Consider the following 20561-nt stretch of genomic DNA (forward strand, 5'->3'; position numbering starts at 1 on the left):
TCTGCTATTAGAACTGGTAAACGATACCTACAGCAACGGTATCATCAGAACCTACGCCCAGTTTGTTGTCAGAATCGATCTGGTTGATGATGTAGTCAACATAGGTGGACATGTTTTTGTTGAAGTAGTAGGTTGCGCCCACTTCAACGTAGTTCACCAGATCAACATCACCGATGCCTTCTACGTCTTTCGCTTTAGATTTGGTGTAAGCGATGGACGGGCGCAGACCAAAGTCAAACTGGTATTGCGCAACTAACAGAACGTCTTGCGTTTTGTTGGCAAAGCCACCAGTGATCGGGGTGGCGTTACGGGTTTCACCGTAGTTTGCAGCCAGGTAGATGTTATTTGCATCATACTTCAGACCAGTTGCCCACTGTTCAGCTTTTTTACCCTGGCCGAGAGGCTGAGCTTCTTGCAGGTCGGTGCGGTCAGCTGCACCATAAGCACCAACGATACCAAAGCCTTCGAATTCGTAGCTGATGGAACCGCCAACACCGTCGCCGTTAGAACGTCGTGCAGTATCACGCTCGTTTTTACCCAGGTACTGAACAGCGAAGTTCAGGCCATCAACCAGACCAAAGAAGTTGGAGTTACGGTAGGTAGCAACGCCGCCTACACGACCAACGAAGAAGTCATCGCTGTATGCGGTATCGCCACCGAACTCTGGCAGCATATCGGTGTAGCCCAGTGCGTCATAAACAACACCGTAATTACGACCGTAATCGAAAGAACCTACGTCAGCGTATTTCAGACCAGCGAATGCCAGACGGGTTTTGTTGCCAGTTTGAGCGTCAGCACCTTCAGAGTTGTTACCCTGGAAGTTGTATTCCCACTGACCGTAACCGGTCAGATCGGAATTGATTTGAGTTTCCCCTTTAAAACCAAGGCGGGCATAGGTCATGTCACCATTGCCACCGTAACTGTTTTCACCGTTATCCTTGGAAAAATAATGCAGACCGACAGCTTTACCGTACAGATCTACTTTGTTGCCATCTTTGTTATAGATTTCTGCAGCGTTTGCAGTACCTGCTACTAACAGAGCAGGGACAATCACTGCCAGAATATTGCGCTTCATCATTATTTATTACCCTCATGGTTTTTTTTATAACACCTGCCACTGCCGCCAATAAGTTCTGTCAATGAATCTTTACGGAACTATTGATGAGAGTTTGGTGTTTTATGTATCTGCAGGCATCTTTCCATTCAAACTAACGTTTCGCTACCGTGAAAGTGCTACAAAGATAAAGATATAGTTACAAAAAGCAAAAGTGTGTAACCAATGGTAAAATTTAAGGGGCTTTGTGAACGCCGTCATATTTCCATTGGACTTTAATGATATTTGCAGTGAATTTGATCTATTTATATGATTTCCTTATGTTTAAATTAACTAAACGAAAATTTTCTTTCTGATCATTTTTCCCCGCAGTCTCGCTGAATCACGCTTTCAGGCGTCCAGAAAGCCAAAAATAAGTATAAAAATTGTGCTATCAGCTAAGAAATTGCTAATCCGCAATAAGACTGTGGGTTAATTTTTTGTTCGCAAATATTTCAGAGAAATATTCCGTAACAGGAAGAGGGGCCTTGAGGGGTTGCAAATAGATTGATTGACTTAACAAACAGATAACTTGACAGAAGGGGATAAAAAAGAGCCAGCGTGCGCTGGCTCTTTCAGGAAGTGAATTAGAAGCTGGCGTTACGCGGAGTACGTGGGAAAGGAATCACGTCACGCACGTTCTGTACGCCGGTCACGTAGGCAATCAGGCGTTCAAAGCCAAGACCGAAACCGGAATGTGGAACAGTACCGTAGCGACGCAGATCGCGATACCACCAGTAATCTTCTTTGTTCAGGCCCATCTCCAGCATGCGCTCGTCCAGCACGTCCAGACGCTCTTCACGCTGCGAACCACCAATGATCTCACCGATACCCGGCGCCAGTACGTCCATTGCGGCAACGGTTTTACCGTCTTCGTTAAGGCGCATATAGAACGCTTTAATGTCTTTCGGATAGTTTTTAACCACTACCGGTGCTTTAAAGTGTTCTTCCGCCAGATAACGCTCGTGCTCAGAAGAGAGATCGACGCCCCAGTAAACCGGGTTTTCAAATTTCTTACCGCAGTTTTCAAGGATGGTGACTGCTTCGGTGTAATCAACCTGGGCGAAGTCTGCTTCAATGAAACGTTCCAGGCGGCTTACAGCATCTTTGTCCACGCGTTCAGCGAAGAATTTCATGTCGTCAGCACGTTCTTCGAGAACTGCTTTGAAGACATATTTCAGCATGGCTTCAGCCAGACCGGCGATATCGTTCAGATTAGCAAACGCGACTTCTGGCTCCAGCATCCAGAATTCCGCCAGGTGACGACTGGTGTTGGAGTTTTCAGCACGGAAGGTCGGGCCGAAGGTATAAATTTTCGACAGCGCACAGGCATAAGTTTCGCCGTTCAACTGGCCAGATACGGTCAGGAAAGACTCTTTACCGAAGAAGTCTTTATCGAAATCGACTTTGCCCTGATCGTTACGTGGTAGGTTTTCCAGATCCAGCGTTGAAACGCGGAACATTTCGCCAGCGCCTTCGGTATCGGACGCGGTAATCAGCGGCGTAGAAACCCAGAAGAAGCCCTGCTCGTTAAAGAAGCGATGCAGTGCCTGTGCCAGCGTGTGGCGAACGCGTGCTACTGCGCCAATCAGGTTGGTACGCGGACGCAGGTGAGCGACTTCACGCAGATATTCGATGCTGTGGCGTTTTGCGGCCATCGGGTAAGTGTCTGGATCTTCAACCCAACCGGCAACTTCAACGTTGCTGGCCTGAATTTCAAATTGTTGCCCCTGGCCCGGCGATGCCACGACTTTACCCGTCACAATGACCGAGCAACCGGTGGTCAGACGCAGTACGTCTTCATTGTAATTGGGCAGAGAATTATTGATGACAGCCTGTACAGGATCAAAGCAGGAACCGTCATAAACGGCGAGGAAGGAGATGCCAGCTTTTGAATCTCGGCGGGTACGTACCCATCCGCGCACGGTGACTTCGCTGTCAACGGCTATGCGGCCCTGGAGTACGTCGGCTACAGGCACAACGCTCATAATATTCTCTCTGTTAATAGTCGGAAAAAATAAACACTTGTCCACCCGTCAATGGGGGGATACCTATGTTACCTGGCATCTGCAATCAGACAAGCAGAATTCGCAGATGGGGCAAAAGATTTCGGAATAAAAGGCAAAAAAGGAGCCGTTATGGCTCCCTGATGATATTAACTGGCTTTTTTAATGTGCGGAAGGTCGAATGCTTTACGCAGCGCGCGGACAAACGCTTTGTCATGGCAGATAGTTTTGCCAGGGCTGTCAGAAAGTTTCGCCACCGGTTTACCGTTACACTCCACCAGTTTAATCACGATATTCAAGGGTTTTACCTGAGGAATATCACAAGTCAGGCGTGTACCAATGCCAAAACTTAATTGTACGCGAGAAGAGAAGTGGCGATAAAGCTCAACCGCTTTAGGTAAATCCAGATTGTCGGAGAAAACCAGTATTTTGCTTTGCGGATCAATCCCCAGTTTCTCATAATGTGCAATCGCTTTTTCGCCCCATTCTACCGGGTCGCCAGAGTCATGACGCAAGCCCTGATAGCGGCTGGCAAACTCCACACCGAAATCACGTAAGAATGCATCCATCGTAATACAGTCGGTTAACGCAATCCCCAGTTGATCGGGATACTCTTCCAGCCAGGCAGCAAGTGCAGCTCGCTGGCTGTTGGCAAGGTCCGGGCTGATTTGCTGATGTGCCTGGAACCATTCGTGTGCCTGGGTTCCCATCGGCGTAAGGGAAAGGCGACGCGCCAGATCGTAATTACTGGTGCCAACGAACCACTTTTCCTGTTGCAGACGTTTAACGATGGTTTCTTGTACTTCGCGAGAAAAACGGCGGCGAGTGCCGAAATCCATCAGATGGAAGCGCGACATATCAAGGTCGGCGGTTAACGCCGAGAAGTTGACTAATTTGCTTTCCAGAGTGTCGAGGGCTTGCGCAACGTCGGCCTGCGGTGAGCGATAGCGATGTACCAGTTCACTAATGACCGCCAGCAAAGGAACTTCCCATAGGATGACTTCACGCCACGGACCGCTTAAACGAATATCCAGCTTACCGTTATCGTTGCTAACAGTGACCTGTTCCGGATTAAAGCGGAATTCACGCAGCCAGTCGAGATAGTCGGCTTTAAAGAAAGGCAGGGCAGAGAGCCACTGATATTCATCATCCCGCAGGCACAAGTTTTCCATCGCCTGAACCTGTTCACGAATAGCATCGGCATAAATACCCAGCAGATCGTCACCACGGCAACGAAATTCCGCCGCGACATGCACATCATAGTAGTGATGAAACACGGCTTGCTGCATATGCAACTTATAAGCATCTGTATCCAGCAACGAGTGCAGAACAGGAGAAGCGAATTGTGTCATAGGTGCGCAGTAGCGTCCTCTTACGGGAGCGTTTAGTACAATAAACATCTTAGGAAACTGCTGGAGTATACCTTGTTTCGCAATTTATTGAACCCCGATCACACCATATGCCACCTTTATGGTCGATAGCGTTGCGCTGTGTATGTTATACAAATGTAGCAATAAAAGCGTTTGTACCTGAAAAGATGAAGATTCTGCGTAGCGAGATTTACGCAACAGGAATAGACTGAACACCAGACTCTATAAAAGATGCTAAAGGTTATTTATGACTCAACAGCCACAAGCCAAATACCGTCACGATTATCGTGCGCCGGATTACCAGATTACTGATATTGACTTGACCTTTGACCTGGACGCGCAAAAGACGGTAGTTACCGCAGTCAGCCAGGCTGTCCGTCATGGTGCATCAGATGCACCGCTTCGTCTTGATGGCGAAGATCTTAAACTGGTTTCTATTCATATTAATGATGAGCCGTGGAACGCCTGGAAAGAAGAAGAGGGCGCACTGGTCATCAGTAATTTGCCGGAGTGTTTTACGCTCAAGATTGTTAATGAAATTAGTCCGGCAGCGAATACCGCGTTGGAAGGGCTTTATCAGTCAGGCGATGCGCTTTGCACTCAGTGTGAAGCCGAAGGTTTCCGCCATATTACGTATTATCTCGACCGCCCGGACGTGCTGGCGCGTTTTACCACCAAAATTATTGCCGATAAAACCAAATATCCATTCCTGCTTTCCAACGGTAACCGCGTTGCGCAAGGCGAACTGGAAAACGGACGTCACTGGGTACAGTGGCAGGACCCGTTCCCGAAACCGTGCTACCTGTTTGCGCTGGTGGCAGGCGACTTCGACGTGCTGCGCGACACCTTCACCACGCGTTCTGGCCGCGAAGTAGCGCTGGAGCTGTATGTCGATCGCGGCAACCTTGATCGCGCTCCGTGGGCGATGACGTCCCTGAAAAATTCCATGAAGTGGGATGAAGAACGCTTCGGCCTGGAGTATGACCTCGACATCTATATGATCGTTGCGGTGGATTTCTTCAATATGGGCGCGATGGAGAATAAAGGTCTGAATATCTTTAACTCCAAGTATGTACTGGCGCGCACCGACACCGCCACCGACAAAGATTACCTTGATATTGAACGCGTTATCGGTCATGAATATTTCCATAACTGGACCGGTAACCGTGTGACCTGCCGCGACTGGTTCCAGCTTAGTCTGAAAGAAGGCTTAACGGTGTTCCGCGATCAGGAATTCAGCTCTGACCTTGGTTCCCGCGCAGTTAACCGCATCAATAACGTGCGCACCATGCGCGGATTGCAGTTTGCGGAAGACGCCAGCCCGATGGCGCACCCGATCCGCCCGGACATGGTCATTGAAATGAACAACTTCTACACCCTGACCGTTTACGAGAAGGGCGCGGAAGTGATCCGTATGATCCACACCCTGCTGGGCGAAGAAAACTTCCAGAAAGGGATGCAGCTCTATTTCGAGCGCCATGATGGCAGTGCAGCGACCTGTGACGACTTTGTTCAGGCAATGGAAGATGCGTCGAATGTCGATCTCTCCCATTTCCGCCGTTGGTACAGTCAGTCCGGCACGCCGGTTGTGACCGTCAAAGACGACTACAATCCGGAAACCGAGCAGTACACCCTGACCATCAGCCAGCGCACGCCTGCTACGCCGGATCAGGCAGAAAAACAGCCGCTGCATATTCCGTTTGCCATCGAACTGTATGACAACGAAGGCAAAGTGATCCCGTTGCAGAAAGGCGATCATCCGGTGAATTCAGTGCTGAACGTCACCCAGGCGGAACAGACCTTTGTCTTTGATAATGTCTACTTCCAGCCGGTGCCTGCGCTGCTGTGCGAATTCTCTGCGCCAGTGAAACTGGAATATAAGTGGAGCGATCAGCAACTGACCTTCCTGATGCGTCATGCGCGTAATGACTTCTCTCGCTGGGACGCGGCGCAAAGTTTGCTGGCAACCTACATCAAGCTGAACGTCGCCCGTCATCAGCAAGGTCAACCATTGTCTTTACCAGCACACGTTGCCGATGCTTTCCGCGCGGTACTGCTGGATGAGAAGATTGACCCGGCACTGGCGGCAGAAATTCTGACACTGCCTTCCGTCAATGAAATGGCGGAACTGTTCGATATCATTGATCCGATTGCTATTGCCGAAGTACGCGAAGCACTCACTCGTACTCTGGCGACTGAACTGGCGGATGAGCTGCTGGCAATCTATAACGCGAATTACCAGAGTGAGTATCGCGTTGAGCATGAAGATATTGCGAAACGGACGCTGCGTAACGCCTGCCTGCGCTTCCTCGCTTTTGGTGAAACGCATCTGGCTGATGTGTTGGTGAGCAAGCAGTTCCACGAAGCGAACAATATGACCGATGCGCTGGCGGCGCTCTCTGCGGCGGTTGCTGCGCAGTTGCCATGCCGTGACAAGTTGATGCAGGAATACGACGATAAGTGGCATCAGGACGGTCTGGTGATGGATAAATGGTTTATCCTGCAAGCCACCAGCCCGGCGGCGAATGTGCTGGAGACGGTGCGTGGTCTGTTGCAGCATCGCTCATTTACCATGAGCAACCCGAACCGTATTCGTTCGTTAATTGGTGCATTTGCGGGCAGCAACCCGGCAGCGTTCCATGCCGAAGATGGCAGCGGTTACCAGTTCCTGGTGGAAATGCTTACCGACCTCAACAGCCGTAACCCACAGGTGGCTTCACGTCTGATTGAGCCGCTGATTCGCCTGAAACGTTATGATGCCAAACGTCAGGAGAAAATGCGCGCGGCGCTGGAACAGTTGAAAGGGCTGGAAAATCTCTCTGGCGATCTGTACGAGAAGATAACTAAAGCACTGGCTTGATACAAACATGCCTGATGCGACGCTTGACGCGTCTTATCAGGCCTACAAACCCGTTGAAACTGCTGGTTTTGTAGGCAGGATAAGGCGTTCACGCCGCATCCGGCAACCGTGTCCAACTGCCTGATGCGACGCTTGACGCGTCTTATCAGGCCTACAAGCCCGTTGAAGCTGCTGGTTTTGTGCGCCGCATCCGGCATATTAACCATGACGCCGAATCGGTTGTTCAGAATGCCCACGATGCATCACCCGCTGCAACACTTCCGCTTCCAGCTCCGCTAATCGTACTGATCCTAACCGGCGCGGACGGGGGATATCCACCGTCAAATCCAGACCAATTTTTCCTTCTTCAATTAACAGCACCCGGTCAGCCATCGCTACCGCTTCGCTCACATCATGCGTCACCAGCAAAACAGTAAAGCCATGATCCTGCCAGAGTGACACAATCAAATCCTGCATCTCCAGTCGCGTTAAAGCGTCCAGCGCACCGAGTGGTTCATCAAGCAACAATAAACCCGGTCGATGGATCAACGCTCGCGCCAGCGCCACACGCTGTTTCTGCCCGCCAGAAAGAGCGGCCGGCCATTCCCCCGCGCGATTCTCCAGCCCTACCGCAGCCAACGCCCGACGAGCGGCATCGCGCCACTGGCCTTTAAGGCCTAACCCAACGTTATCAATCACCGATTTCCATGGCAGCAGACGCGCATCCTGAAACATCATTCGCGTATCATCCTGAATCTCAGCCAGCGGTGTTGTGCCTGCCAGCACATCGCCTGCGGTTGGCGTTTCCAGCCCGGCCAGCAGTCGCAGCAGGGTACTTTTGCCACCACCGCTGCGGCCCACTACCGCCACAAACTGGCCTGCCGGAATATGCAAATCCAGTTGGTTCAGGACGATATTTTCCGCGTAATGTTTGCTTACCGCATTGAGCAGTAGCGGCGTACCCTGGTTCAGACGAGCAGTATTCATACAGTGGCCTCCTTCAGATGATAAGCCGGGTTCCAGCGCAACCAGAGGCGCTCTAAAAGTTGCGCGCTGACGTCAGCAAGTTTGCCGAGCAGGGCGTAGAGAATAATGGCAACCACCACCACGTCCGTTTGCAAAAACTCCCGCGCATTCATCGCCAGATAACCAATGCCAGAATTAGCAGAAATGGTTTCAGCAACAATCAGCGTTAGCCACATCAGACCTAACGCGAAGCGCACGCCGACCATAATTGAGGGTAGGGCGCCAGGCAGGATCACATGGATAAACAGCGGTAATCCGGATAAGCCATAGCTACGCGCCATTTCCACCAGCCCGCGATCGATATTACGGATGCCGTGCCAGGTATTGATATAAATGGGGAAAAGCGTGCCGAGCGCCACCAGAAAGATTTTCGCGGATTCATCAATGCCAAACCACAAAATCACCAGCGGGATCAGTGCCAGATGCGGCACGTTGCGCAACATCTGAATTGAGGTATCCAGCAGCCGTTCTCCCCAGCGCGACAGTCCGCTAATCAGTCCCAGAATCAACCCCAGCGATCCGCCAACTGAAAAGCCAATCAACGCCCGCCAGGAGCTGATCGCCAGATGCTGCCACAATTCGCCGCTGGCGGAGAGCGTCCAGAACGCCGTCACCACTCCTTCCGGAGAGGGCAAAATACGCGTCGACAGCCAGCCAACTGAGGAGGCCAGTTGCCACACCGCCACGATGCCCACCGGTAAAAACCAGGGGGCAACGCGTAATAACCACTTCTTCACTGGCGTTGCCATCATCGTGTTCCTTAGCTTTGCGCGACTTTACGGGGGATAAAATCATTCGCCACCGCTTCGCCTTGCGGATTCAGCGGTTGTGGCTGGGGAATTTCCGGGATGGCGACATCCAGAAGCGGGAACAGCAACTCGCCAACCCGATACGCTTCTTCCAGATGTGGATAGCCCGAAAGCACAAAACTGTCGATGCCAAGCGCGGCGTATTCGTTGATTCGCGCGGCGACCGTAGGACCATCGCCCACCAGCGCCGTCCCGGCACCGCCGCGGACTAAGCCAACGCCCGCCCATAAATTGGGGCTGATCTCCAGATTGTCGCGCTTGCCGTTATGTAGCGCCGCCATTCGCTGTTGTCCTACGGAATCCGTCCGAGCGAATGCGGCCTGTGCTTTGGCGATAGTCTCATCATCAAGATGAGAGATTAACCGCTCGGCGGCCTGCCACGCTTCGTCGTTGGTTTCGCGGACAATCACATGCAGGCGAATACCGAAACGAATTTTTCGTCCATGCGCGGCAGCTTTCGCCCGCACTTGTTCGATTTTCTCTTTAACCAGTTCTGGTGGTTCGCCCCAGGTGAGGTAGAGATCAACTTGTTCTGCCGCCAGCTCCTGGGCGACGTCTGACGATCCGCCAAAGTAAAGCGGAGGATATGGCTGTTGAATCGGCGGGAAGAGCAGTTTGGCTCCCCGCACATGAATATGTTTTCCGTTGAAATCGACGGTTTCGCCCAGCAATAAACGTCGCCAGACCTGGGTAAATTCCGCCGAGGCTTCGTAACGCTCGCTATGATTAAGGAACACGCCGTCGCCTGCCAGCTCTTGTGGATCGCTGCCTGTGACTAGGTTAAACAATGCACGCCCATTAGAGAGACGGTCAAGCGTGGCGGCCTGGCGGGCGGCAACGGTAGGTGAGGTTACGCTGGGGCGCAGGGCGACAAGAAACTTCAGCCGCTGCGTCACCGGGATCATCGACGCCGCAACCAGCCACGCATCTTCACACGATCGCCCCGTTGGAATTAGCACACCGGTAAAGCCAAGACGTTCCGCCGCTTGCGCAATTTGTTGCAGATAACCGTGATCAACCGGGCGTGAACCTTCTTCCGTTCCCAGGTAATGTCCGTCACCGTGGGTCGGTAAAAACCAGAACATATTCAGACTCATAATTGTTTTCCTTCCAGTTGCGTGGGCTGCCAGATGCGCTGGCGAATATCGACTTTTTTCGGCACCAGACGGTTTTCATAAAACAGATCTGCTGTTTGCTGCTGTAAGGCGGCAACCTCGGCGTTAACCGGTTTGATGGTGGTAGGAGGGCGATGATCTAAGTAAGAGGCAATTACCGGAGCCGGTAAGCCCATTGTTTTTGCCAGTAAAGCGATGCTTTGCTCGCGCTGGCTGCGGGTTAACGCATCGGCCTCACTAAAGGTTGTGAGCACACCCTGAATAAAGGTGCCGTTTTTTTCTGCATAGGGACGAGCGGCCAGATAAAACGATCCGGTTTGATTGAGACTGGTGCCATCTTTCAACACCCGCACGCCGCCCTGTAATAACGCGGCGGAGTAGTAGGGATCCCAGATAGCCCAGGCGTCGACGTTACCTTGCTGGAACGCGGCGCGGGCATCAGCTGGCGTCAGGTAAGTGGGCTGGATATCGGTGAATTTAAGCCCGGCCTGTTGCAGGGCGCGCAGTAAAAGGTTGTGCGAACTGGAGCCTTTCTGAAAGGCAACTTTGTGGCCTTTAAGATCGGCCACGGTTTTGATCGGGCTGTTTTCTGCCACCAGAATCACTTCGGCTTTTGGCTTTGGCGGCTCGACGCCCACATACAGCAAATCAGCCCCGGCGGCCTGAGCAAAGATGGGCGGAATATCCCCGGTACTGCCGAGATCAATACTGCCGACGTTCAGCGCTTCCAGCATCTGCGGGCCAGCCGGGAACTCCACCCAGGAGATTTTGGTTTGCGGATAGCGTTTTTCCAGCAACTGGTAATTTTTCGCCAGTACCGAACTGATGTTGCTTTTCTGATAGCCAATCCGTAACACCTCGGGCGAAGATTCCGCGGCAACCGCGAGTGTAGAGACGCTAAGTAAGCCCGCCAGCGCCAGTTTAATGATGTTACGCATGGGCATTACCTCGCAGAGACAGAAGGTCAGGAACCTGAACATCGCGGCGGTGCAATGCCTGCCAGAAAGTTTCAAGCGCGGTATCAAGACGGGTTTGTAGATTTGGCGTGAATAGCGGCTTGTGCTGATAATCAATCACCTGCGAGTCATCGGCAAACACGCCGTGCAGGATCTCCTGGGCTTTCAGCGCACTTAAAACTGGTTTAAGGGCATAATCGACCGCCAGTAGATGGGCCACGGTGCCGCCCGTCGCCAGCGGTAGCACTACTTTGCCTTGCAAAGCGCGTTCTGGCAGCAGGTCGAGCAGGGTTTTCAGCGCACCGGAATAGGCGGCTTTATACACAGGCGTGGCGACGATCAGCCCATCGGCCTGTTGCAGCTGTTCGGTGAAGGTCTTGAGTGCCGGACTATCGAAACGGGCATAGAGCAGATCTTCCGGGGCGAAGTTTTGCAGATTCCAGTGATAAACCTCAACATCCAGGCCATTCAGTTTTTCCCGCGCATATTCCAGTAAGGAACTGGAGCGAGAAGGAAAGCGAGGACTACCCGCCAGGGTGATGACACGCATACTCTCTCCTTATAACCAATTGTTCTTGTTTTGTTAACATTGATAACAATTCGGTCAGTCTGACAGAGGGCGTTCGTGAGTCGAAATGATTTATCTGAAGAAGGAAAGCCAAAAAAAGCATAAAAAAGGCGCAACAAGAAAACGTTTGCTATTTATTGCCGCAGGTCAATTCCCTTTTGCTGCGAACTCGCACATAATACGCCCCCGGTTTGCACACCGGGAATCCAGGAGAGTTCATGTACTACCCCTTCGTTCGTAAAGCCCTTTTCCAGCTCGATCCAGAGCGCGCACACGAGTTTACTTTTCAGCAATTACGCCGCATCACCGGAACACCATTTGAAGCGCTTGTTCGGCAAAATGTTCCAGCGAAGCCGGTTAACTGTATGGGACTGACCTTTAAAAACCCGCTTGGCCTGGCTGCCGGTCTTGATAAAGACGGGGAGTGTATTGATGCCCTTGGTGCAATGGGATTTGGATCGATCGAGATCGGTACTGTCACCCCGCGTCCACAACCAGGAAACGATAAACCTCGTCTTTTTCGCCTGGTAGATGCTGAAGGTTTAATAAACCGTATGGGTTTTAATAACCTCGGCGTTGATAACCTCGTAGAGAACGTTAAAAAAGCCCATTACGACGGTGTTCTGGGAATCAATATCGGCAAAAATAAAGATACGCCGGTTGAGCAAGGCAAAGATGACTATCTGATTTGTATGGAAAAAATCTACGCCTATGCAGGATATATTGCCATCAATATTTCATCACCAAATACCCCGGGATTACGCACTCTGCAATATGGCGAAGCGCTGGATGATTTATTAACGGCAATTAAAAATAAACAAAATGATCTGCAAGCGCACCACCACAAATATGTACCAATAGCAGTGAAGATCGCGCCGGATCTTTCTGAAGAAGAGTTGATCCAGGTCGCCGATAGTTTAGTTCGCCATAATATTGATGGCGTCATTGCAACTAATACGACCCTCGATCGTTCTTTAGTTCAGGGAATGAAAAATTGTGATCAAACTGGTGGCTTAAGTGGTCGTCCCTTACAATTAAAAAGTACGGAAATTATTCGTCGCTTGTCGCAGGAATTAAACGGCCGCTTACCGATTATTGGTGTTGGTGGTATTGACTCGGTAATCGCTGCTCGCGAGAAGATAGCTGCGGGGGCTTCTTTGGTGCAAATTTATTCCGGTTTTATTTTTAAAGGTCCGCCGCTGATTAAAGAAATCGTTAACCATATCTAATTATTTCTTTCATTTTCTCTTTATAAGATAATCAGGGCTTTATTTTCAGCCCTGGTTGTTTTATATTCATTGCTGTTACTTATTTAGACATTTTGTACTTTTCTTGTTGAGGTTATTAAGCGAAGCAACAATGGAATATGTTGCAGTGGATTTATAGGGTAGAGGAGAAGCATATGCGAATTAAACCAGACGATAATTGGCGTTGGTATTATGATGAAGAGCATGATCGAATGATGCTTGATTTAGCCAATGGCATGCTATTTCGCTCACGTTTTGCGCGCAAGATGTTGACACCAGACGCCTTTTCTCCTGCGGGATTCTGCGTTGATGACGCCGCGCTCTATTTCTCGTTTGAAGAAAAATGCCGCGACCTTAACTTATCAAAAGAACAAAAAGCTGAACTGGTGCTTAATGCGCTGGTGGCAGTTCGTTATCTCAAACCGCAAATGCCGAAAAGCTGGCATTTTGTTTCTCATGGTGAAATGTGGTCGCCAGTGCCGGGTGATGCAGCCTGTGTCTGGTTAAGCGATACCAATGAACAAGTCAGCCTTCTGGTTGTTGAATCTGGTGAAAATGCCGCGCTGTGCCTCCTTGCGCAGCCTTGTGTTGTCATCGCTGGTCGCGCCATGCAACTGGGTGACGCCATCAAAATTATGAATGACAGGCTGAAACCTCATATGAGTTATGACAGCTTCAGCCTTGAACAGGCCGTTTAACCTTTCAGTTTCAATGCAGTCTTCGGTACACAACTACAGCAAAGAATTGTCCCGTCGTCGCTCATAGCTGATTTTTTCAGCGGGGTGACTTCGCCTTCCAGAAGCTGAACTCGACAACTTCCACATATGCCCGCGCGACAAGAATAGGGGATCCGAATCCCTTGATTTTCTAATTGTTCTAACAATACCTGTTGATTATTACCGCGAAATGCCAGTCCTTGCCAGTCGATATCTACATTCGCATCCATTTGCTGCTTTGTCGGGAGAGTATCGTCTGAGGCTGCCGCGCCGTAGATTTTCGCCGGTGCAGTAGCAAGAATTTCCACTGCATCACCAACACGAACAACGCCACTATTGCGGGCAATTAAATTCTGACCAAAATCGACATCGCCATTATCCTGGGCAGTACGGAAGGATTGCAGCGTTTTTAACGGTTCGCCTGCCGGATGCTTTTGTCCTTTTTCCGGGCTGACAGTGGTGAAAATGCAGCGGCTGCAGGGCTTTACCACGTCAAACACCACATCGCCAATGCGAATCACTTTCCAGGTATCTTCTTCCCAGGCTGCCGCGCCGGAAACCACCAGATTGGGGCGAAATTGCTCCATTTTTACACTTGCCGGGCAGCGTTGCTGCACATCACGCAGTGAGGCTTCATTAGCGAGCAGATACGGATAGCCATCAGCAAACGACAAGGGTACAGTGTTATGGCGTTTTACGCGCCGTGTCATCTGCGGTCCTACCCAGCGCAATTGCACTTCACGGGAGAAAAAGCCGCTTAACCATTTGTTGATCTCATCTGGCGCAATGCGTGCAGTAAAATGGTTACCCCACACTTCGGTTGGCGCGTCCTGCATAGCGAAATCAGCAAAACGGATGTATGCGCTGCTGCCATCTGGCGCGGTGAGATGTAAGCCGTCATGCACGGGCGAAGGGGTAAATCGCACCATCTGCGGAAACTGGCGGGCAGTAATAAACGTACCGTCAGGTTCTGTGACCATAAAGGTGCGATCGAAGGCCAGACCGCTGACATCAGCCAGAGCATGTGTCAGACCGATGCCGCGCATCGATTTAACAGGATGAATAAAAAGCCGGGTTAATGTCGTCACGGTGCGGTCCTCAAATGAAAATAAGCCCTCAACTTTATGACATGACGCGCTTATTAGCTATAATGCGCAACAATTTTCTTAGTGCCTATCCCGTTAGGCTATTTTATTTGTCAGTTTAGCCCTGGGCAGTACTCGAAATCCTCACGTACTGGTGTACGTTCCGGTTTCTCCATGCTGTCCATGTCCAAACTGACTGCAACAATTACGCCTACTGCGGTAGGCCTTAGAGTAAAAGTGACGATATGAATTCTCTGTTTGCCAGTACGGCCCGTGGGCTGGAAGAGCTGTTAAAAACTGAACTCGAAAACCTGGGGGCCGTTGAATGCCAGGTGGTTCAGGGTGGGGTCCATTTCAAGGGCGACACGCGGCTTGTTTACCAGAGCCTGATGTGGAGTCGCCTGGCCTCACGTATTATGTTGCCGCTGGGCGAGTGCAAGGTTTACAGCGACTTAGACCTTTATCTCGGCGTTCAGGCGATCAACTGGACAGAGATGTTTAATCCTGGCGCGACCTTTGCTGTCCACTTCAGCGGTCTGAATGACACCATCCGCAACAGCCAGTACGGCGCGATGAAAGTCAAAGATGCGATCGTTGATGCTTTCACCCGTAAGAATCTGCCGCGTCCGAATGTCGATCGTGATGCGCCGGATATCCGCGTGAACGTCTGGCTAAATAAAGAAACCGCCAGCATCGCTCTCGATTTAAGTGGTGATGGTTTGCATCTGCGCGGCTATCGCGATCGTGCGGGTATTGCGCCGATCAAAGAAACTCTGGCGGCGGCAATTGTGATGCGTTCCGGTTGGCAGTCAGGAACACCGCTGCTCGATCCAATGTGTGGTTCTGGTACGTTGCTGATTGAAGCGGCGATGCTGGCGACCGACCGCGCACCGGGCTTGCACCGCGGGCGTTGGGGCTTTAGCGGCTGGGCGCAACATGATGAAGCTATCTGGCAAGAAGTAAAAGCGGAAGCGCAAACCCGCGCCCGTAAAGGTCTGGCTGAGTACAACTCTCATTTCTACGGTTCCGACAGCGATGCGCGGGTGATTCAACGTGCGCGCACCAACGCCCGTCTTGCGGGGATTGGCGAACTGATCACTTTTGAAGTGAAAGATGTCGCGCAATTGACCAATCCGCTGCCAAAAGGACCGTACGGTACAGTGTTGAGCAACCCGCCTTACGGCGAACGTCTGGACAGCGAACCGGCGCTGATTGCGCTGCATAGCCTGCTGGGCCGAATCATGAAAAACCAGTTCGGCGGCTGGAATCTCTCTTTATTCAGTGCCTCGCCGGATCTGTTAAGTTGCCTGCAGCTGCGTGCAGACAAACAGTACAAAGCGAAAAACGGTCCATTAGACTGCGTGCAGAAAAATTACCACGTTGCCGAAAGCACTCCAGACAGCAAACCGGCAATGGTGGCAGAAGACTACGCCAACCGTCTGCGTAAGAACCTCAAAAAATTCGAGAAGTGGGCGCGTCAGGAAGGCATTGAATGCTACCGCCTGTACGACGCCGATCTACCGGAATACAACGTTGCCGTTGACCGTTATGCCGACTGGGTGGTGGTGCAGGAGTATGCGCCGCCGAAAACCATTGATGCGCACAAAGCGCGTCAACGTCTGTTCGATATTATCGCGGCGACCATTTCGGTACTCGGGATTGCGCCAAACAAACTGGTGCTGAAAACCCGTGAACGCCAGAAGGGCAAAAATCAGTACCAGAAACTGGGCGAGAAGGGCGAGTTTCTTGAAGTTACCGAATATAACGCTCACCTGTGGGTGAACCTGACGGATTATCTTGATACTGGTTTGTTCCTCGATCACCGTATCGCCCGTCGTATGCTCGGTCAGATGAGCAAAGGCAAAGATTTCCTCAACCTGTTCTCCTATACCGGTAGCGCCACTGTGCACGCGGGATTAGGCGGCGCGCGCAGCACCACTACGGTGGATATGTCGCGTACCTATCTGGAGTGGGCAGAACGTAACCTGCGCCTTAACGGCTTAACCGGTCGTGCGCATCGCCTGATTCAGGCCGACTGCCTGGCGTGGTTACGTGAAGCAAATGAACAGTTCGATCTGATATTTATCGATCCACCAACCTTCTCTAACTCGAAACGAATGGAAGATGCGTTTGATGTTCAGCGCGATCATCTGGCGCTGATGAAAGATTTGAAACGTCTGCTGCGTGCTGGTGGGACGATCATGTTCTCGAACAACAAACGTGGCTTCCGTATGGATCTCGATGGACTGGCAAAACTAGGACTGAAAGCACAAGAAATTACGCAAAAAACGCTCTCCCAGGATTTCGCCCGTAACCGCCAGATCCACAACTGCTGGCTGATTACCGCAGCCTGAAAGGAATAGTAATGTCATTAATCAGTATGCATGGCGCATGGCTGTCGTTCAGCGACGCGCCGCTTCTCGATAACGCAGAACTGCATATCGAAGATAACGAACGTGTTTGTCTGGTGGGCCGTAACGGTGCAGGCAAATCGACGTTAATGAAAATCCTTAACCGTGAACAGGGGCTGGATGACGGTCGCATTATTTACGAGCAAGATTTGATCGTTGCGCGTTTGCAGCAGGATCCACCGCGTAACGTTGAGGGTAGCGTTTATGATTTTGTTGCCGAAGGCATTGAAGAACAAGCGGAATACCTGAAACGCTATCACGATATTTCGCGCCTGGTGATGAACGACCCGAGCGAGAAGAATCTCAACGAACTGGCGAAGGTTCAGGAACAGTTGGATCACCACAACCTGTGGCAACTGGAAAACCGCATCAACGAAGTGCTGGCGCAGCTTGGGCTGGATCCTAACGTCGCGCTGTCGTCGCTTTCCGGCGGCTGGTTGCGTAAAGCCGCATTAGGGCGAGCGCTGGTGAGTAATCCGCGCGTGTTGCTGCTCGACGAACCGACAAACCACCTGGATATTGAAACCATCGACTGGCTGGAAGGTTTCCTGAAAACGTTCAGCGGTACGATTATTTTCATCTCCCACGACCGTTCATTTATTCGCAATATGGCGACGCGTATTGTCGATCTCGATCGCGGCAAACTGGTCACCTATCCGGGTAATTACGACCAGTATTTGTTGGAAAAAGAAGAAGCTCTGCGCGTGGAAGAACTACAAAATGCCGAGTTCGATCGCAAACTGGCACAGGAAGAAGTGTGGATCCGTCAGGGGATCAAAGCACGCCGTACCCGTAATGAAGGCCGCGTGCGTGCGCTGAAAGCAATGCGTCGCGAGCGTGGCGAACGTCGCGAAGTGATGGGTACTGCAAAGATGCAGGTGGAAGAGGCCAGTCGCTCCGGTAAGATCGTTTTCGAAATGGAAGACGTTTGCTACCAGGTTGACGGCAAGCAACTGGTGAAAGATTTTTCTGCCCAGGTACTGCGTGGCGATAAAATTGCCCTGATTGGCCCGAATGGCTGTGGCAAAACCACGTTGCTGAAACTGATGCTTGGTCAACTTCAGCCGGACAGCGGACGCATTCACGTCGGCACTAAACTGGAAGTCGCCTATTTTGACCAGCACCGCGCGGAACTCGATCCCGACAAAACGGTGATGGATAACCTTGCTGAAGGTAAGCAAGAGGTGATGGTTAACGGTAAACCGCGCCATGTACTGGGCTATTTACAGGACTTCCTGTTCCATCCGAAACGGGCGATGACGCCGGTGCGCGCGCTTTCTGGCGGGGAACGTAACCGTCTGCTTTTGGCGCGTCTGTTCCTGAAACCCAGTAACTTACTGATCCTCGACGAACCGACCAACGATCTCGATGTTGAAACGCTGGAACTGCTTGAAGAGCTGATCGACAGCTACCAGGGTACAGTATTGCTGGTTAGTCACGATCGTCAGTTTGTTGATAACACCGTAACAGAGTGCTGGATCTTCGAAGGTGGCGGCAAAATTGGCCGTTATGTCGGCGGTTATCACGACGCGCGCGGACAGCAAGAACAGTATGTGGCGTTAAAACAGCCTGCGGTGAAAAAAAACGAAGAAGTAGCTGCGCCGAAAGCAGAAACTGTAAAACGCAGCAGTAGCAAACTAAGCTATAAATTGCAGCGCGAATTAGAACAGTTACCGCAACTGCTTGAAGATTTAGAAGCAAAACTGGAAGCCTTACAGGCGCAGGTGGCAGATGCCTCTTTCTTCAGCCAGCCACATGAGCATACGCAAAAAGTGCTCGCTGATCTGACTTCCGCTGAACAGGAACTGGAGCAGGCATTTGAACGTTGGGAGTATCTTGAAGCGTTAAAAAATGGTGGCTGATCGCTAATCAGTTAAGTGAAAAGAGAGACTGCTGATAACGGCCAAATTGCCTGATGCGCTACGCTTATCTGGCCTGGGTGGAAACGTCAATTTATTGCGTTTCCACGAGCTCCCTGAGCGGATAATGCGGTAGTTCAGCATCCGGCATTGAAAGCGAGTGCTATGTCAGCATTCTGTAGAATAGCGCATCATTAAGGAGTACCAATGTGCGAACATCATCATGCCGCGAAGCACATCCTGTGTTCGCAGTGTGACATGCTGGTGGTTTTACCCCACCTTGAGCATGGTCAGAAGGCGGCATGTCCTCGGTGTGGCACAACGTTAACCGTTGCGTGGGATGCCCCTCGACAGCGTCCTACCGCTTATGCGTTGGCTGCACTGTTCATGCTGCTGCTGTCCAACCTGTTCCCTTTTGTCAATATGAACGTTGCGGGGGTAACCAGTGAGATTACGTTGCTGGAAATCCCGGGCGTACTGTTTTCCGAGGACTATGCCAGCCTCGGTACTTTTTTCCTGTTGTTTGTGCAACTGGTCCCCGCGTTTTGCCTGATTACTATTTTACTGTTGGTTAATCGCGCGGAAATACCTGTTCGTTTAAAAGAACAACTGGGGCGGGTACTTTTTCAGCTTAAAACCTGGGGAATGGCGGAGATTTTCCTTGCCGGTGTGTTGGTCAGTTTTGTCAAACTGATGGCTTACGGCAGCATTGGCGTGGGCAGTAGTTTCATTCCCTGGTGTTTATTTTGTGTGCTGCAATTACGCGCCTTTCAGTGCGTTGATCGCCGCTGGTTATGGGATGATATTGCCCCGATGCCAGAGCTTCACCAGACGCTGAAACCCGGCATAACGGGAATACGCCAGGGGCTGCGCTCTTGCTCATGCTGTACGGCAATTCTTCCTGCCGATGATCCAGTGTGTCCGCGCTGTGGCACCAAAGGATATATTCGACGCAAAAACAGCCTGCAATGGACATTGGCACTGCTTTTTACGTCGATCATGTTATATCTCCCGGCGAACATCTTACCCATTATGGTGACCGATTTTTTAGGCTCTAAGATGCCGTCGACCATTCTCGCCGGGGTCATCTTATTATGGAGCGAAGGCTCTTATCCGGTTGCCGCCGTCATCTTTTTAGCCAGTATCATGGTGCCAACTTTAAAGATGATCGCTATAGCTTGGCTGTGCTGGGATGCGAAAGGGCACGGCAAGCGTGATAGTGAAAGAATGCATTTGATTTACGAAGTTGTTGAGTTTGTAGGCCGCTGGTCAATGATTGACGTTTTCGTGATAGCGGTGCTCTCGGCGCTGGTGCGTATGGGAGGCTTAATGAGTATTTATCCGGCAATGGGTGCATTAATGTTTGCTTTAGTCGTCATTATGACAATGTTTTCTGCGATGACGTTTGATCCACGTTTGTCGTGGGATCGTCAACCTGAACCAGAGCATGAGGAGTCCTGA

Annotated in this window: 15 protein-coding genes; 6 read left to right on the plus strand and 9 right to left on the minus strand. The window is 51.1% G+C overall.

The features are described 5' to 3' along the window. Positions 1-7: 7 nt before the first annotated feature. From ompF to pncB, 3 genes are all read right to left on the minus strand, one after another. On the minus strand, positions 8-1078 hold the full coding sequence (gene ompF, locus D9734_RS03400) for a porin OmpF (protein ID WP_130205353.1): 1071 nt from the start codon (positions 1076-1078) through the stop codon (positions 8-10). A 602-nt stretch (positions 1079-1680) separates the two neighbouring features. Next, positions 1681-3081 carry an asparagine--tRNA ligase gene (asnS, locus tag D9734_RS03405; RefSeq protein WP_130205355.1) on the minus strand — a complete coding sequence of 467 codons (1401 nt, stop codon included), beginning with the start codon at positions 3079-3081 and terminating at the stop codon, positions 1681-1683. A gap of 167 nt (positions 3082-3248) precedes the next feature. Continuing rightward, a complete protein-coding gene (pncB, locus tag D9734_RS03410; protein ID WP_130205357.1) occupies positions 3249-4451 on the minus strand; it encodes a nicotinate phosphoribosyltransferase in 1203 nt (400 codons plus the stop codon). A 265-nt stretch (positions 4452-4716) separates the two neighbouring features. On the opposite strand from pncB, the gene pepN reads away from it, so the two are divergent. After that, positions 4717-7329 carry an aminopeptidase N gene (pepN, locus tag D9734_RS03415; protein ID WP_130205359.1) on the plus strand — a complete coding sequence of 871 codons (2613 nt, stop codon included), beginning with the start codon at positions 4717-4719 and terminating at the stop codon, positions 7327-7329. 198 nt (positions 7330-7527) lie between these two features. On the opposite strand, the gene ssuB is transcribed toward pepN, so the two are convergent. From ssuB to ssuE, 5 genes are read right to left on the minus strand one after another with little or no spacing between them, the layout of a single operon-like run. Beyond that, positions 7528-8295, minus strand: coding sequence for an aliphatic sulfonates ABC transporter ATP-binding protein (gene ssuB, locus D9734_RS03420; protein ID WP_130205361.1), 768 nt, complete (start codon positions 8293-8295; stop codon positions 7528-7530). Beyond that, positions 8292-9083, minus strand: coding sequence for an aliphatic sulfonate ABC transporter permease SsuC (ssuC, locus tag D9734_RS03425; RefSeq protein WP_130205723.1), 792 nt, complete (start codon positions 9081-9083; stop codon positions 8292-8294). Before ssuC ends, ssuB begins: the two co-directional genes overlap by 4 nt. A gap of 11 nt (positions 9084-9094) precedes the next feature. Beyond that, a complete protein-coding gene (gene ssuD / locus D9734_RS03430; RefSeq protein WP_130205363.1) occupies positions 9095-10240 on the minus strand; it encodes an FMNH2-dependent alkanesulfonate monooxygenase in 1146 nt (381 codons plus the stop codon). Beyond that, positions 10237-11196, minus strand: a complete 960-nt coding sequence (ssuA, locus tag D9734_RS03435) for an aliphatic sulfonate ABC transporter substrate-binding protein SsuA (RefSeq protein ID WP_130205365.1) — start codon at positions 11194-11196, stop codon at positions 10237-10239. The genes ssuD and ssuA overlap by 4 nt, the downstream gene beginning before the upstream one ends. Beyond that, positions 11189-11764, minus strand: a complete 576-nt coding sequence (ssuE, locus tag D9734_RS03440) for an NADPH-dependent FMN reductase (protein WP_077737658.1) — start codon at positions 11762-11764, stop codon at positions 11189-11191. The genes ssuA and ssuE overlap by 8 nt, the downstream gene beginning before the upstream one ends. A 236-nt stretch (positions 11765-12000) precedes the next feature. Between ssuE and pyrD the strand changes: the two genes are divergently transcribed. Together pyrD and zapC are read left to right on the plus strand one after the other, a co-directional pair. Next, a complete protein-coding gene (pyrD, locus tag D9734_RS03450; RefSeq protein ID WP_130205367.1) occupies positions 12001-13011 on the plus strand; it encodes a quinone-dependent dihydroorotate dehydrogenase in 1011 nt (336 codons plus the stop codon). A gap of 173 nt (positions 13012-13184) precedes the next feature. Then, entirely contained in the window at positions 13185-13727 is a 543-nt protein-coding gene (zapC, locus tag D9734_RS03455; protein ID WP_064528385.1) for a cell division protein ZapC, read from the plus strand. On the opposite strand, the gene ycbX is transcribed toward zapC, so the two are convergent. Then, a complete protein-coding gene (ycbX, locus tag D9734_RS03460) occupies positions 13724-14833 on the minus strand; it encodes a 6-N-hydroxylaminopurine resistance protein YcbX (RefSeq protein WP_130205369.1) in 1110 nt (369 codons plus the stop codon). The genes zapC and ycbX overlap by 4 nt on opposite strands. A gap of 242 nt (positions 14834-15075) precedes the next feature. Between ycbX and rlmKL the strand changes: the two genes are divergently transcribed. The 3 genes from rlmKL to pqiA all read left to right on the plus strand — a co-directional run bounded on the left by rlmKL (position 15076) and on the right by pqiA (position 20561). After that, complete coding sequence (gene rlmKL / locus D9734_RS03465; RefSeq protein WP_130205371.1) at positions 15076-17184, plus strand: bifunctional 23S rRNA (guanine(2069)-N(7))-methyltransferase RlmK/23S rRNA (guanine(2445)-N(2))-methyltransferase RlmL; 2109 nt, start codon at positions 15076-15078, stop codon at positions 17182-17184. A gap of 11 nt (positions 17185-17195) precedes the next feature. Beyond that, a complete protein-coding gene (locus D9734_RS03470; RefSeq protein WP_130205373.1) occupies positions 17196-19103 on the plus strand; it encodes an ABC transporter ATP-binding protein in 1908 nt (635 codons plus the stop codon). A gap of 204 nt (positions 19104-19307) precedes the next feature. Next, positions 19308-20561 carry a membrane integrity-associated transporter subunit PqiA gene (gene pqiA / locus D9734_RS03475; RefSeq protein WP_130205375.1) on the plus strand — a complete coding sequence of 418 codons (1254 nt, stop codon included), beginning with the start codon at positions 19308-19310 and terminating at the stop codon, positions 20559-20561.

Source organism: Escherichia sp. E14S1 (assembly GCF_004211995.1).
Taxonomy (GTDB): Bacteria; Pseudomonadota; Gammaproteobacteria; order Enterobacterales; family Enterobacteriaceae; genus Escherichia.